Here is a 14,832-nt window from a genome sequence, read left to right as displayed (position 1 = left end):
ATATAGTAATATGCGAAATTAACATTATATATATTACCATGATTTTCAATTTATGTAATCCAAATTTCATTTTTTCTGTTTTGAGCATTTTTTGTTTATAATGGTAAAGGAAAGAAATATGTGTACGGAGGAATATTATGCTGCAACACTCAATTACGAAAGATGAAATTATGATGATTGCGAATGAGTTCGTTCAAGGACTAGATCCACAGCAAACAGCTGATCAGGAACATGTCGCTACAGCTCGGCACCTATATCGTAGTGGTGTTGTCTACAACGTTGACTTTGATGGTTATACGCTATCAGGAACTGTAGATGCTGGAGGCAGCGTATATAGCGTCCATATCCCGATTCGTAACGTCGCTGAAAGCTATTGCGATTGCTTTGCACCAACGCAATGTGAGCATATGCTCGCTGTTTTACTATCTGCAGCATCTAGTTTCGGGCAAGTAGGAGATGTATTAACTTTATTTAAAAATAATACGAAACCTTCCCTTCCTCCTATTCGAACTGCAAGACAAGTATTGCAATCATCAGCGTTTGAAGAAACGGATTATAAAAGTTGGCAATCGTATTTTGACAACGAATATGAATCATTTAAAAAAGAACAAGCTCGGCTTACTTATAAACAAATGTATTTTCTTATGAGTATTTTTACAGACTTCTATACGAAACTGGAGCGGAAAGCTCCGCGTATCGTTGTGATACATGAGTTGTTCAGGCTACATGCAGCGCTTTATTGCTTTCAAAAATTATTAGAAGACATTCAGGACTTCGAAGCAAATAAAACGTATTCTTATCACCAGCCTGTTAACGTCGTTCGCTTATTTGTAGATAAAGTGGAATCCATCGTTCGGGACTTACAATCAGAAGCGATTCCTTCAGAGTCTGAAGCAATTTTGCAAGAAACAGCTCGTCTCGTTCACGAAGTATTCTTCTCCACCGACGCCTATACGCAAGAAAGATTTTTTATTTATCGTCACATATGGAGTGAACTCTTACACAATAAAGAGAAACTGCAAGAAGAAGAAAAGCGAATCGATACGAAAATCAATCCACTTTCCAAAGCATTAGCATCTTCTCATCTACTCTTTTTAAATGACGAAGACCTAATAGCTATGGACTTACTAAAGAAACAGCCTGCTTCTGTTGTAAGTCTGTACTTCTATTGGTTAGAAGAGCTATTAAATACAATGCAGTGGGATCGTGCGAAAAACTGGCTTTCCTTTACGTATAAACAAGTGAAGAAAACGATACATGAGCACGAAAATACGATTTTCATAAAAGATATCGTTCGCTTATTTGTCATCATGTATGAAACGTATGCAAACCATACAAATGAACAAGCCGGACTCGAAATGATTTTGCAAGAACTATTACCATATAGTTTCGCAAACTATGAGCAATACGTACTCGCGAAAAAGCAATATCGTACATGGGCAGAACTTCAGCTCTTACATGGGTTTGAAGCAATTGAACTTTTGAAAGAGCCACTGAAAGATATTGAAAAGGAAGCACCAGAAGCAGCCCTTCCTCTTTATCACCTTGCTGCTACCGAGGCCATTGAAGAGCGAAACCGCAAATCATATAGACGTGCAGTTCGTTACTTAAAGAAATTACGTACATTATATAAACGATTAAAGCGTACTGATGAATGGGATGCTTTCATTATTCACATCGCAAACTTACATTCACGTCTGCGTGCACTACAAGAGGAATTACGGAAAGGAAAATTAATTGATGATCAATCAAACTGAAGTAACAATTAGGCTCCAGCACGTTAGTCAAGGTTGGTTCCTTTGGGGAGAAGATGACAGCGGTACTCCATTATCCGTAACAAGTTGGAAACGAAATGCATTTACATGGCACTCTACCTCCTTCTACGGCACGTTTCTAAAAGAAGCGACCTTTGAAGGAAAACAAGGTGTTATGCTAACAAACGCACAAGCATTTGAATACATCGCTAATAAACCGATGAACTCCTTTGCCCATATTCAAATGAATGGCCCTATTACAGCACTTACGAAAGATGCGAATGAATTATGGGATGCCTTCACAAGCGGTAGCTTCGTACCTGATATGGAGCGTTGGTCTCAGCAACCATCTTGGAAAGTGCAAAATAGCCCAATTGAAGATGACACATTGGCATCTCTTTTCTCCGCCGCGGTAAATGAAAGCATATTACAAGATAACCGTTCAAACGATGGATGGGAAGATGCCAAGAGACTTTATGAACATTACGACTTTACGAAAAGACAATTGGATGCAGCACTACATGAAGAAGATTGGCTTCGAAAAATTGGTTACATTGAAGATGACCTTCCCTTTACAATCGGACTACGGCTACAAGAGCCGCAAGAAGAATTTGAAATGTGGAAGCTTGAGACAATTGTTACACCAAAGCGCGGGGCACATCGCATATATGTATATGAAAGTATCGATTCTTTGCCAAAACGATGGCACGATTATGAAGAACGTATTCTTGAAACACAAGAAGGATTCAGTAAGCTCGTACCGTGGTTAAAAGAAGGCGATACATTCCGAAGTGAGCTCTTTGAAACAGAAGCGTGGAACTTCTTAACAGAAGCAAGTAACGAATTACTCGCTGCAGGTATTACGATTTTACTGCCATCCTGGTGGCAAAATTTAAAAGCGACAAAACCAAAATTACGTGTGCAGTTGAAGCAAAATGCCACGCAAACGCAATCTTTCTTCGGCATGAATACACTCGTTAACTTTGACTGGCGCATTTCAACGAACGGCATTGATTTATCCGAAAGCGAATTTTTCGAACTCGTTGAACAAAACAAACGGTTATTCAATATAAATGGTCAATGGATGAGACTGGATCCAGCCTTTATTGAAGAAGTACGAAAGCTTATGAACCGTGCCGATAAATATGGACTAGAAATGAAAGATGTCCTTCAGCAACATTTATCAAACACTGCTGAAACAGAAATTGTAGAAGAAGATAGTCCATTTACCGATATTGAAATCGAGCTAGATGGATATTATGAAGAGCTATTCCAAAAACTATTGCACATTGGAGATATTCCAAAAGTAGATGTTCCTTCTGCACTAAACGCAACACTCCGTCCGTATCAACAACATGGCATTGAGTGGTTATTATATTTAAGAACGCTTGGATTCGGAGCATTATTAGCTGACGACATGGGACTTGGAAAAAGCATTCAAACGATCACTTACTTACTATATATAAAAGAGAACAATCTCCAAACAGGCCCTGCTTTAATCGTGGCACCGACATCTGTTCTTGGAAATTGGCAAAAAGAATTTGAGCGTTTCGCACCAAATTTACGCGTTCAGTTACATTATGGAAGTAACCGAGCGAAAGGCGAATTATTTAAAGACTTCCTTCAATCAGCAGATGTTGTATTAACATCTTATGCATTAGCTCAGCTTGATGAAGAGGAACTTAGTACGTTATGCTGGGATGCTGTTATTTTGGATGAAGCACAAAATATTAAAAACCCACATACGAAACAATCGAAAGCAGTACGAAACTTGCCAGCAAATCACAAAATCGCTTTAACCGGTACACCGATGGAAAACCGACTTGCCGAGCTTTGGTCTATTTTCGACTTCATTAATCATGGATATCTCGGCAGCTTAGGACAATTCCAGCGCCGCTTCGTCTCACCGATTGAAAAGGACCGTGACGAAGGAAAAATCCAACAAGTTCAACGTTTTATCTCGCCGTTTTTACTGCGTCGTACGAAAAAAGATCAAACCGTCGCATTAAACTTACCAGATAAACAAGAACAGAAAGCTTACTGTCCACTTACTGGTGAACAAGCTTCCTTATATGAACAACTTGTTCAAGATACATTGCAAAATGTAGAAGGATTAAGCGGGATTGAAAGACGCGGATTTATATTACTCATGCTGAACAAACTTAAACAAATTTGTAATCACCCCGCTCTTTATTTAAAAGAAACAGAACCAAAAGACATAATCGAACGTTCCATGAAAACAAGCACCCTAATGGAACTAATTGAAAATATAAAAGATCAAAATGAAAGTTGTTTAATCTTCACACAATACATCGGTATGGGGAACATGCTAAAAAATGTGTTAGAAGAACATTTCGGTCAGCGCGTCCTCTTCTTAAACGGTAGTGTACCGAAGAAAGAACGTGACAAAATGATCGAGCAATTCCAAAACGGAACGTATGACATTTTCATCTTATCGTTAAAAGCAGGTGGAACTGGCTTAAACTTAACCGCTGCCAACCATGTCATTCACTACGACCGTTGGTGGAATCCAGCTGTAGAAAACCAAGCAACAGACCGCGCATATCGTATTGGTCAAAAACGCTTCGTTCACGTTCATAAACTGATTACAACGGGGACACTCGAAGAGAAAATTGATGAAATGTTAGAAAGAAAACAATCATTAAACAACGCTGTCATTACAACCGATAGTTGGATGACCGAACTATCTACAGATGAACTAAAAGAATTACTTGGTGTATAAACAAAAGAAGCTAATCTCAAAAGATTAGCTTCTTTTTCTATTCCAAAACCAATTACTTATTATAATCCCTGTTAATCCGCCGCACGTATCCAGTAATGAATCTTGCCACATCGGTGTACGATCTCCCGTAGTCCATTGATGAATTTCATCAAATGTTGCATATCCCGCAACGAAAAGAAGAGCGTATATAAAGCACCGTTTTCTCGAATGACCCGATCGATGAAAAGCATAATACGTCAATGAACCTAGCATAAAGAACACCATAAAATGAGCACCTTTACGAAGGAAAAACTCAATAAATCCGCCTACACCTTTATTTGCAATGCTAACAGGTGTACCACCGCCATAATCAATAGATACCCATGAAAAATGATCTTTCACAAACTCCACATTTACATATTGTTCAATATCCGAGCGCATATCCTGCTTTTTATATGGTTGTGCCGAGGAATAGAAAATCAACCCCATCCATAGTAAAACAGGAATCCAAAATAACCATTTACGTTTCATTCTTCCGAAGCCCCTCTCTTAATCTTTTAAGAGTACCAAAAAAAAGAATAAATTTCACGCCAAAACATGACATTTGCAACCTATTTATAAAGTGAAAGGGGGTGATAAACATGGCAGTCGAAACAATCGTAACGGACTTAACTTTACGTCTTGTCTTAAACAATGGATTAGATAAGAACGGAAAAACAGCTTTTAAGCAAAAACAATTTAAGCGTGTTAAAACAAACGCAAACTTAGAGCAAGTACACAACGTAGCACGTGCTCTTGCTTCTTTACAAGCATCACCGCTTCACGCTATACAGCTTGTTAGCACATCAGATCTTTCTACCCTATAAGGTTAAACTGTACTCAGTGGGGGTGTTCATCCCCCCTAAGTATGAACCAACACCCTACTCGCAATATAGCGGGATAAATAAAAAGGAGGAAATAACGTATGCAAGTACTAGAATTAATTTTCGCGAAAGAAGATGGAAAAACAGTTGTTTTTTCTATCGAGAAACCTATTACACCTGTCGATGCACAAGTCGTAAATCAAGTAATGGATACCATCCTTGCCTCATCTGTATTTTCAACAATTAATGATAATACCCGAAAAAAAGGAGCCCGTCTCGTAGAAAAGAATGTATCTGAAGTTCCTATTACCTTATAAACAAAAAGACGAATCTGCATCATTTTGCAGATTCGTCTTTTTTCTTCGGCATTTCAATCGGAATAAAGATTTTTGAAAAACCGACGCATACATATTTATAGTGCTCTCCGCCTATATCAAACTCGGTCGTATATGTTGAGAAGAAAATATAATCATTTCGCTTTGTATAATTCTCGATTAATAATCCAACTTGTGGCTCAACATATTTTTTCGCCAACTTCTTACCAGCCGATGCTAAATCGCCAAGGAGGCCCTCTTCATTTTCTTTTTGAACTTCGTCTAGCTTCTTACTTACATCATTACGTTTCATAAACTGCTTTGCTGCCCAGTCCGTATATTCTCCTTTACTCGGATTACTATTTGCTAAATATACTAGAAGAACAACAACTAGAGCCATAATAATATACCTTTTCTTCATACTATCTCACCGCCTACTCTTTTCTATTTTCATATATATGTACAAGCGATGCAAATTAGAAAGACTAACATCTATTGATTGTAAACGAATAGCCAAAATTTACAATATGAAACGGAATATTAACAATCACTTTACTTAATTCGTATATAATTATATTTGGAATTAAAATCATTTATAAGGGAGGAATCAAAATTATGAATGACGAAAATGATATTATTATTTCTAATTCTACAATGATGCTGGAACCTTACAAGCACCCTTATTATCGCACCAAAATTATCGACAGTAGCGGGAACCATCTTTACTCCTGTCAAACCGCTCTCCAACTCATCAAGCAATCTTGTCTAACCAATGTTCATTCTACTTATCAAGGCAGACGTAATGCAGTCCAAACAAATTTTAAATTTAAACAAAATGTCCCAATTCCGATTAATCATCGAGAATATATTTGTGCTTTTCCAACAGAATCTCCTTCTTCTCCAAACTGTATATGGCTATTTTATAACCATATAGATGACATAGAATTTTTCAAAAAGAGTAAAAAATCTAACATTCATTTTTCAAATGGCACTACTACAACAATACATATCAGTCCCCATAAGTTAAAACAGCAATTATTAAAAGCTGGATACGTATTATCACGTATGAACATGCAAGATTCACTACAATTTAAAAACCTCTTATTACATTTACTACCTTAACAGAATAAGTAGAATGGAAAGCAATATCCTTTGCCTTCCATTCTTATAATCCTATTTATCCTCTTAAGCTATTTCGCATTTTCTCAAGTGCTTGCCGATACACCCACCTCACTTGATAATAGGTCATTTCCATCTCGCTAGCGATTTCCCCCATCGTCTTCCCTACAAAAAAACGTTCGAAAATAATATACTTCTCCTTCTCATCTAATACACTCATAAAATCCTGTACTCTCAATCCAACATCTTCAAATGAAAAAATCTCCTCATATTCACCTACATAAACATTCCTTTCTTGCAAGGCAGACTCTTTCTTCAATCTTTCCAATATATAACCACGCACCGTTACAACTGCATATGCAGGAAAACTTCCTTTCTCCGCATCAAATCTTTCATACGCATGCCAAAGACCAATTAAACCACATTGATAATACTCTTCATGATCTTGATAAATACCTAGCTTCTTTATTTGATTTACGATCATTCCTTCATATAAAACAACTGTCTCTGTAAAAGTCGCTGGCTTCACACAGTACCTGTTTCTAAAAGGTATACCTCTTTGTTATTCCGCCGGTACCTCCACAATATAAAAATAAAGAAGCGATTTCACTGTGAGTAATTTTAAATACTACCGCCGAAATTTGAAATTACATGAAGTAGAATTTGAAATTCTGCTTGTCTTATTTGAAATAAGGGTAAAAATAAAAAAGGTGACTCTTGGGAGAGTCACCTTTTAGTCCAATCATATTATACCGGCAAACCAGGTAAAAACTTTGCCATCAATACAACAATCGCAGCTAAGAATACCGCCTTAATAATGAATAAAACGATAATTGGAATAGCTGCTTTCACTTTACTTAATCCTGCTGTAACTTGTAATCCTAACCAAATTAAAACTAAATTCCATAAATAGAACACTTCAATTGAATTAGCGATTCCATATGCAAGTGAGCCTTTCTCAAATAACGGACCTAAACTTGTATACGCAGTTGGTGCAGCACCTAAAATTAAAGCTATAATACCATTAATGAGTCCACCAATAATAACAATAATATCCGTGTATACAATAATCATTACTATTTTTTTATAAGAAGTATCATTCCCGTAAAACATCATAAACACTTTATAAATAGCTGCAACAACGAATGTTGCAATCATAACACCTACTATTCCCCATATCGTACTAGAAATTAAATTTGATACAAGCGAGCCCTGCTCTGCAAGTGCACCACCTAATTTCTTTTGCATTTCAATCATCTCAGGTGATGTATACGTAATATACGAATTTAAACCACCTACAAGTCCTTGTAATAGCGCCACTATGAAGAACATACCCCAAACTTTCTCAGTCGTCTTCATTCTCTCAAACTGTAAACCAGGAGAAGTAATCATTCCGAACAATGATGGCTTCTCTCCACCAGCTTTTTGCGTATTCAAATTCGCTTCCATTATAACGCCTCCTTCTATTTATATAACCCGTTCTAACGGGCGGTTCACTTCCTCAACATAGAGGCTACGAACCGCCCACTAGAACGGTAATGTGTAGTAGAGAGCTCCCTCTCTATTACACTACTAACTTATTCATAACGTAATGCTTCAATTGGATCTAATTTCGCAGCTTTGTTCGCTGGAATTAATCCGAAAATAATACCAAGTGTCATAGAGAATAGTACGCCTCCAACGACAACTTCCCATGAAACGAGTGGTGGCCATTTCGCAAATGTGGAAACGATATAGGCCCCGCCATATCCAAGACCAATTCCGATTAAACCACCTAGAAGTGTTAACATAACTGCTTCAATTAAAAACTGTAATAAAATTTTACTACGTGTTGCCCCAAGTGCTTTACGTATCCCGATTTCGCGCGTACGCTCCGTTACAGATACGAGCATAATGTTCATAACACCAATACCACCAACGACTAATGAAATACCCGCAATACCACCGATAATCATCGTCATAATACCAGTTACTTTAGAAACATTTTCTTGGAATTCTTTTAAATTCACTAGTTCATATTTACCTGGAATTTCACTTGGCTTACGACTATTTAATACATCAACAGCTTGTTTACCAGCTGCTTCTAAATCGTCTACATTTTTAGCTTGAATTGCGATATTTTGAATATCATCTGTTCCGAATAAAACAGGCCATAATGTAAGGGGGATTAACGCTTCTTCCATTTCAAATCCCATAAACTCATTATCAGATGTATACACACCGACAATCTGCATCGGTTGTCCTTTCATCTCAATAATTTGCCCAACTGGGTTTACGTCCTTAAATAACGTCTTTTCTGTTTTTGTACTAATCATCACAACGTTATTTGCATGAGAAATATCTGATTCATTTAAAGTACGTCCCTTTACGACCTTTACTTTATTAACCGCAAAATATTCATTATCAAGACCAATAACATTCAGATTTGCTTTTTTATCATTTACATCTAGTATCTCTGTCGTCGAATTTGTCGTAATAACATGTGAAACATCTTTCACTTGTTTTACTTCTAAAATATCCTCCTCCGTTAACTTCGGTATTTCAAATCCGCCTATAGCAAACTCATCATTCATATCTGGTTTAAATTGAATTGGCATAAGGTTATTACCACCAGAACCTGCGAATTTCGACTTCAGCATTGCTTCCCCGCCTTGCCCAATCGCAACGACAGTAATAATAGAACCAACGCCGATAATAATACCGAGCATCGTTAATGCCGAACGCAGTTTATGAGCTAAAATAGAAGATAGGGCAATTTTTATACTATCTAGTAAACTCATACCGCACACCTTCTATCTTCTGTAATTTTCCCATCTCGCAGTACAATACGGCGGGAAGAATACGCTGCTACTTCCTCTTCATGCGTAACCATAACAATCGTTGTACCTTCTGCATTAAGCTTCGTGAAAATATTCATCACTTGCTCACCAGACTTCGTATCAAGCGCGCCAGTAGGCTCATCAGCCATAATGAACGTTGGATTATTCGCAATCGACCTTGCAATCGCTACACGCTGCTTCTGTCCACCTGATAATTCATTCGGCAAATGGTGAACCCTATCTGACAAACCGACTTTACCAAGCGCGTCCAGAGCCCTTTGACGACGCTCTGCTTTCTTCACACCACCGTATACGAGCGGAAGTTCAACATTTTCTACTGCCGAAAGACGTGGAAGCAAATTAAAGTGCTGAAACACAAAGCCAATATATTCATTACGAATTAAAGCAAGCTTTGACTCGTCTGCTGTTAAGATATTCACATCATTCAGCATATATTCGCCTTCTGTCGGACGATCTAAACAACCGATAATATTCATAAGCGTTGATTTACCAGAACCAGACGGTCCCATAATCGAAACGAACTCACCGCTTTGAATTGTTACACTAATATCATGTAAGATTGGCACTGCCAATTTTCCTTGATAATACGTTTTAGCAATATTATTTAACGTAATCATTTCTCTTTCACTTCCATTCCGTCATACACGTCGTCGGAAGGATTTTTAACCACCTTTTGCCCCACTTTTGCGCCTTCAACAATCTCTGTCCAGTCTCCATCAGTAGAACCTTTTTTCACATTTTGTTTACGAAGCTTTCCTTTATCCTCAACATAAACAAATGCATCACCATCTTTTTCTACAATGCTCTTAGTTGGAACAGCAATCATCGTCTTATTCTCTAAATTTACTTGCAATGAAACATGATAACCTGGAGATAAACCATCTTGACTATCAAGACTTGCTTTATATGTATATTGAGACATATTTTGAGTCGCTTCACCCATACCACCAGCTTGAGCCATCTCTGCACTCGTTGGGAATTCACTTACCTCTGTAATTTTACCTGTCCACTTCTTCTTATTATTTGCTTTAGCAGTTACAGTAAATGTTTGATCTGGTTGAATTTGTGACTTCTGAAGCTCAGTTAACGTCCCTTGCACTTGGAATGGATCTTTAGACGCCACTTGTAAAAATGCTTTCCCTTGACCACCTAACGCTTGAGATGAACTTTGCGCCGCATCTTTATCTAACTTTTGAACGACACCAGTAAAATTACTATAAATCGTAAGCTCTTTCTGCTTTTTACTTAACTCTTCTTTCTGCAACTTCCCTTTTTCTTTCTCAAGATCAGTTGTCTTTTGTGCCATCTCTAACTCACTTACTTGCTCGTCCATCGGATCCGTTACTTCTTTCCCAGCTCCGCTATCCTTTGCCTTCTTAATTTCTTTCTTCAACGAATCAATCTTCTTCTTCCCTTGATCATAACGCATATCCGCCATCTTCTGATCAAGCTCAGCTTGCTTCATTTGCAAGTTAATCTCTTCATTATCATAAGAGAATAACTTCGTACCTTTCTCTACCTCTTGTCCTTCTTTCACTGCAATATCTTTCACTTTCCCTTTAGTCGGATCCGCATAGAAACTTTCAATATTCCCTGGTTTCACCTGGCCAGAAATTAATTTCGTATTATTAAGCTTTCGCTCCGTTACCTTCTCAAACCTCACAGCATCAGCAGATGTTGATGCCCCCTTCTTCTTGCCTTGCATAATAAAAATATTAACCGCCGCTACAATAACAATTAGTGCAATAACCCCGATAATAATCCATTTCTTCTTCTTGCTTGGAGTACGAACCGTATTTGGTACCATATTCTCTCTCCCTTTATAACTTAATAGTTTAATATAAAAATTGTATAAAACTTTCTGAAAACGAATTACATATTATTACATTCTTTTTACAAAGTTTTACACATCCATTTATATTGTAACAAAAATTCCAATGATTAGAAATATGACATATTGTCTTTTAAGATAGATTTAAGGAAAGGTTATATTAATATAAGAAAAGCTATCCAATATAACAATTGGATAGCTTTTCAGGCAAAATATTATGCTACTTTAGTTTTTTTCCCCTCATGTCCACGTTGAACGATGAACAAGAAGATTGTTGATAAAATTGCACCTGTTAATAGTAAGATGAAGCAACCGTCCCAGCCAGAACGATCAACAATAATACCAATCGCTGCATTAGCTACAAGACTTCCGCCCACATAACCGAACAGACCACACATACCAACTGTCGTACCTACTGCAAATTTCGGTACTAATTCCATCGCACTTAAACCGATTAAGAACTGTGGTACATAAATTAAACAACCGATGATAGAAACTGCAATACTTACAACAAGTATGCTAGTTGCTTGCCAATATACAAACGTACCAATAACAACTCCGACCATACTAATGATACATAATGGCATACGTTTTCCTTTAAATAATTTATCACTTAAAAGACCAACGATTAATGAACTTGGAATTGCCATACCTTCAAAGATTGCGTACGCCGCGTGTGCTTCATTTTTTGAGAAGCCTTTAACTGTCGTTAAATAAAGTGGAACCCAGTTAATAACGCCGAAACGAATTAAATACACAAATGCATTTGCAATACATAAGAACCATACAAATTTATTTTTCACTACATACTTCATTAAAATTTCTTTTGGTGACATCTTGTTAGCATTATCTGCTTTTTCAAGATTTTCATAGTCATTACGATACTCATCAATTGGAGGAAGACCTTCTGATTCTGGTGTATCCTTCGCATTAATCCAAACAAGAACTGAAATTACCATTGCGATAATCGCAGGGAAAATAAACACGCCGCCTTGCCAATGATTTTCACCAAAAATAGCTACACCAATTCCGACAAGTGGTGGTACGAGCATTCCGCCAACGTTATGTGAAATATTCCAAATACCCGTTTTCGTACCGCGTTCTTTCTTCGAGAACCATTTCGTCATAACGATACTACAAGGGGGTGCTCCCATACCTTGTACAATACCGTTTAGAACAAGTAGTGTAACAATCATTCCAAATGACGATGCAAAACCGAAACAAATATTTACAAGCCCTGATAAGAATAAACCGACTGCGATAAAGCGCTGGGCGAAAGCTTTATCTGACAAATTCCCCATAAAGAACTTACTAAATCCATAAACAATTGCCATGATTGAACCTAGTAGTCCAATTTCAGCTGTACTAAATCCATATTCTTGTACTAAATACGTACTTGATAACGTAAAGTTACTACGAACTAAATAATAAGCAGCATACCCAACTGAAATTCCCATTAATACACGAATACGTAATAATTTATATACTCGATCAATCATATCCGCTGGCAATCTCTCAATTGCAGGTGCTGGCTTAAGCCATTTAAACATATATTTTCGTCTCCTTTTCTCACTTCTGAGAGAGACGCTGTCTATTCCATATCTCGATTATTCCGCTATTTGATATATTTTTGTTTGTTCTTCTAACCGGCTGTCCTTCTATTTCTTGCTCATTCTTCGCAAACATCGTTGGTACACCAAACGAAACCTTTTCTAAAATGTGACCCGCTTCTTCTGATAAACAATAATCAATAAATAAATCCGAAATAATACCATTCGGTGCACGTTTTAGTTTCGAAATCGCATTAACAGATAATCCTGTTTGCTCAGGTTCGTTACTTAAAATAGGAAAGCCTCGTTTTTGAAGCATTCTCTGATCTCCCATGAAATTGATGCCTATCATATATTCACCGCTTGCAACAAGTTCTGCCGGTATGTAACCATTCACCGTTACTTCTCCAACTTGTCCTGCCAAGTTCTTAACATATTCCTTCGCTTTCCCTTCACCTAAAGTATCAATAAGTGATTGAAAAAACGTATATGCTGTTCCTGAGACATTTGGATCTGGCATAACAATCTTTCCCTTATATACTGGATTTAATAAATCTTGCCACCTTGATGGATAGGGAAGTCCGAGCGGTGCTATTTCTTCATTCCACCGCTCTTTATTAATTGCAATTGCCAGTTTCTCCACTTCATAACCGTACCAATAACCGTCTTTATCTTTAACAGTTTTTGAAATACGATTCGCATGCTGACTCGTAACAGGAATAGATAGATTTTTTTGCTTCATCATTTGATGCGCGTCTACCGTACCACCAATAATAATATCCGCTTTCGGATTTCCAGCTTCCTCTTCTACCCTCCGAAGAAGCTCCTCTGTCGAAAGACGAATAAATTCATATGTACAGCCGCGTGGTTTACAAAATGATGACAGCAGAGCTTCACCAACTTCTTCACGAGCTGCTACATACGCAACAAGATGACGATCATCCAAAATAGGGAGACCACTTTTATTATATTTAATAGCGGTTGTATCTCGAGAGCAACTAGACATCGCTCCTCCAATTACTAGCAAAAAGAAGAAAAAGGCTATCTTTCTCATGACACATTCTCCTTTACAAATAAATTTGCGAGGGAGCTTTTCATATACATAACATTCCCGTTATTATCGCCGAGATATTGCACAACAAAGTAAGATGGATACACAGAAATAGTAAGAATGTCTTCTCGCTCATTCTTTATACGCTTCCCTGTTTTATAAGCGGTAATATAAGCAATTGGTTCATTCTGTGATTGTAATAATTTCTGTATTTCTCCGTAATCTGTAATTTGCTTTGCGTACCGAATCGAATCAAGTATGTGCGTAAGATTCATCGCACGTTCTACATCACCTTGGCGTACTATGACATCCTGTGCTGACGCAAAAAAATCACTAATACGTTCTGGTGTGTAATACAGGCTTAACAAATACGTTTGAAATGCTGAAATCATTGGGTCCGTACCATTCTTTCCGTACATATCAGCCCCGTACTGGAACAAGTCACCTACTGCAAAAGTACGTTTATGTCCATTCAAGTACGTTACTTCTCCAGTAAATACTTGTTCTTGATTCTTAGCTTCTCTCGGTTCTATTTGAATTCGGTCAAAGAATGAAACAATCGTATGCAAACGAACTTCATCCGTTATAACAATTTCTCCCCACTTTTCATGCCTAACCTTCATTTCAGTAGGCAGGGATTCATTCACTCTTTGTAAAACAGTTTGTTTGTCATTCACTATTGTGATCCGATTATATATTTGCTTCTCCATCACATAAAACAAAATAAGAGAAACAATTATACAAAGAACAAACATAAGAATTTGAAATGATAGCCTTTTCATTTCTGC

The 14,832-nt window shown here is 37.4% G+C and carries 15 protein-coding genes; 5 read left to right on the top strand and 10 right to left on the bottom strand.

Features of this window, described 5'->3' with window-relative positions; genetic code table 11:
* Positions 1-137: 137 nt before the first annotated feature.
* Both ILT06_RS22760 and ILT06_RS22755 read left to right on the top strand, forming a co-directional pair.
* Entirely contained in the window at positions 138-1,757 is a 1,620-nt protein-coding gene (locus ILT06_RS22760; protein ID WP_222655566.1) for an SWIM zinc finger family protein, read from the top strand.
* The gene (locus tag ILT06_RS22755; protein ID WP_088047777.1) at positions 1,741-4,497 is read left to right on the top strand and encodes a DEAD/DEAH box helicase; all 2,757 of its coding nucleotides are present in this window, start codon (positions 1,741-1,743) and stop codon (positions 4,495-4,497) included. Before ILT06_RS22760 ends, ILT06_RS22755 begins: the two co-directional genes overlap by 17 nt.
* 24 nt (positions 4,498-4,521) lie before the next feature.
* On the opposite strand, the gene ILT06_RS22750 is transcribed toward ILT06_RS22755, so the two are convergent.
* The gene (locus tag ILT06_RS22750) at positions 4,522-5,007 is read right to left on the bottom strand and encodes a VanZ family protein (protein ID WP_064476155.1); all 486 of its coding nucleotides are present in this window, start codon (positions 5,005-5,007) and stop codon (positions 4,522-4,524) included.
* Positions 5,008-5,117: 110 nt separating this feature from the next.
* Here ILT06_RS22750 and ILT06_RS22745 point away from each other — a divergent pair, with 110 nt between their 5' ends.
* A complete protein-coding gene (locus ILT06_RS22745; protein ID WP_064476154.1) occupies positions 5,118-5,342 on the top strand; it encodes a DUF1659 domain-containing protein in 225 nt (74 codons plus the stop codon).
* Between the two features lie 98 nt (positions 5,343-5,440).
* Positions 5,441-5,656 carry a DUF2922 domain-containing protein gene (locus ILT06_RS22740; RefSeq protein ID WP_001197601.1) on the top strand — a complete coding sequence of 72 codons (216 nt, stop codon included), beginning with the start codon at positions 5,441-5,443 and terminating at the stop codon, positions 5,654-5,656.
* 19 nt (positions 5,657-5,675) lie between these two features.
* Here ILT06_RS22740 and ILT06_RS22735 read toward each other — a convergent pair whose 3' ends face one another.
* Positions 5,676-6,074 (bottom strand): DUF4359 domain-containing protein, encoded by a 399-nt coding sequence (locus ILT06_RS22735; protein ID WP_016085527.1) that lies wholly within the window; start codon positions 6,072-6,074, stop codon positions 5,676-5,678.
* Positions 6,075-6,268: 194 nt separating this feature from the next.
* On the opposite strand from ILT06_RS22735, the gene ILT06_RS22730 reads away from it, so the two are divergent.
* Positions 6,269-6,775, top strand: coding sequence for a competence protein ComK (locus tag ILT06_RS22730; protein ID WP_088047775.1), 507 nt, complete (start codon positions 6,269-6,271; stop codon positions 6,773-6,775).
* 55 nt (positions 6,776-6,830) lie between these two features.
* Here ILT06_RS22730 and ILT06_RS22725 read toward each other — a convergent pair whose 3' ends face one another.
* From ILT06_RS22725 to ILT06_RS22690, 8 genes are all read right to left on the bottom strand, one after another.
* Positions 6,831-7,301 carry a sigma-70 family RNA polymerase sigma factor gene (locus ILT06_RS22725; RefSeq protein WP_098111070.1) on the bottom strand — a complete coding sequence of 157 codons (471 nt, stop codon included), beginning with the start codon at positions 7,299-7,301 and terminating at the stop codon, positions 6,831-6,833.
* Positions 7,302-7,519: 218 nt separating this feature from the next.
* Positions 7,520-8,221 (bottom strand): YknW family membrane protein, encoded by a 702-nt coding sequence (gene yknW / locus ILT06_RS22720; RefSeq protein WP_064476151.1) that lies wholly within the window; start codon positions 8,219-8,221, stop codon positions 7,520-7,522.
* A gap of 128 nt (positions 8,222-8,349) precedes the next feature.
* The gene (locus ILT06_RS22715) at positions 8,350-9,552 is read right to left on the bottom strand and encodes an ABC transporter permease (protein ID WP_000054368.1); all 1,203 of its coding nucleotides are present in this window, start codon (positions 9,550-9,552) and stop codon (positions 8,350-8,352) included.
* Positions 9,549-10,229 carry an ABC transporter ATP-binding protein gene (locus ILT06_RS22710; RefSeq protein WP_064476150.1) on the bottom strand — a complete coding sequence of 227 codons (681 nt, stop codon included), beginning with the start codon at positions 10,227-10,229 and terminating at the stop codon, positions 9,549-9,551. Before ILT06_RS22710 ends, ILT06_RS22715 begins: the two co-directional genes overlap by 4 nt.
* A complete protein-coding gene (locus ILT06_RS22705; protein WP_222655565.1) occupies positions 10,226-11,419 on the bottom strand; it encodes an efflux RND transporter periplasmic adaptor subunit in 1,194 nt (397 codons plus the stop codon). Before ILT06_RS22705 ends, ILT06_RS22710 begins: the two co-directional genes overlap by 4 nt.
* Positions 11,420-11,658: 239 nt before the next feature.
* Complete coding sequence (gene pgtP, locus ILT06_RS22700; RefSeq protein WP_046960113.1) at positions 11,659-12,993, bottom strand: MFS transporter; 1,335 nt, start codon at positions 12,991-12,993, stop codon at positions 11,659-11,661.
* Between the two features lie 19 nt (positions 12,994-13,012).
* Positions 13,013-14,047, bottom strand: a complete 1,035-nt coding sequence (locus ILT06_RS22695) for an ABC transporter substrate-binding protein (protein ID WP_098111066.1) — start codon at positions 14,045-14,047, stop codon at positions 13,013-13,015.
* Positions 14,044-14,826 (bottom strand): DUF3919 family protein, encoded by a 783-nt coding sequence (locus tag ILT06_RS22690; protein ID WP_000826638.1) that lies wholly within the window; start codon positions 14,824-14,826, stop codon positions 14,044-14,046. Before ILT06_RS22690 ends, ILT06_RS22695 begins: the two co-directional genes overlap by 4 nt.
* Positions 14,827-14,832: the final 6 nt, after the last annotated feature.

This window comes from Bacillus sp. 17RED48 (genome assembly GCF_019837545.1).
Taxonomy (GTDB): Bacteria; Bacillota; Bacilli; order Bacillales; family Bacillaceae_G; genus Bacillus_A; species Bacillus_A wiedmannii.
This window is presented reverse-complemented; position numbering and strand designations above follow the sequence as displayed.

Excerpts from the sequence above, each read along its gene's own strand:
- ILT06_RS22705 (WP_222655565.1), bottom strand. The coding sequence starts at position 11,419 with ATGGTACCAAATACGGTTCGTACTCCAAGCAAGAAGAAGAAATGGATT.
- ILT06_RS22690 (WP_000826638.1), bottom strand. The coding sequence starts at position 14,826 with ATGAAAAGGCTATCATTTCAAATTCTTATGTTTGTTCTTTGTATAATT.
- ILT06_RS22740 (WP_001197601.1), top strand. The coding sequence starts at position 5,441 with ATGCAAGTACTAGAATTAATTTTCGCGAAAGAAGATGGAAAAACAGTT.
- ILT06_RS22760 (WP_222655566.1), top strand. The coding sequence starts at position 138 with ATGCTGCAACACTCAATTACGAAAGATGAAATTATGATGATTGCGAAT.
- ILT06_RS22735 (WP_016085527.1), bottom strand. The coding sequence starts at position 6,074 with ATGAAGAAAAGGTATATTATTATGGCTCTAGTTGTTGTTCTTCTAGTA.
- ILT06_RS22695 (WP_098111066.1), bottom strand. The coding sequence starts at position 14,047 with ATGAGAAAGATAGCCTTTTTCTTCTTTTTGCTAGTAATTGGAGGAGCG.
- yknW (WP_064476151.1), bottom strand. The coding sequence starts at position 8,221 with ATGGAAGCGAATTTGAATACGCAAAAAGCTGGTGGAGAGAAGCCATCA.
- ILT06_RS22750 (WP_064476155.1), bottom strand. The coding sequence starts at position 5,007 with ATGAAACGTAAATGGTTATTTTGGATTCCTGTTTTACTATGGATGGGG.
- pgtP (WP_046960113.1), bottom strand. The coding sequence starts at position 12,993 with ATGTTTAAATGGCTTAAGCCAGCACCTGCAATTGAGAGATTGCCAGCG.
- ILT06_RS22730 (WP_088047775.1), top strand. The coding sequence starts at position 6,269 with ATGAATGACGAAAATGATATTATTATTTCTAATTCTACAATGATGCTG.
- ILT06_RS22755 (WP_088047777.1), top strand. The coding sequence starts at position 1,741 with ATGATCAATCAAACTGAAGTAACAATTAGGCTCCAGCACGTTAGTCAA.
- ILT06_RS22715 (WP_000054368.1), bottom strand. The coding sequence starts at position 9,552 with ATGAGTTTACTAGATAGTATAAAAATTGCCCTATCTTCTATTTTAGCT.
- ILT06_RS22745 (WP_064476154.1), top strand. The coding sequence starts at position 5,118 with ATGGCAGTCGAAACAATCGTAACGGACTTAACTTTACGTCTTGTCTTA.
- ILT06_RS22710 (WP_064476150.1), bottom strand. The coding sequence starts at position 10,229 with ATGATTACGTTAAATAATATTGCTAAAACGTATTATCAAGGAAAATTG.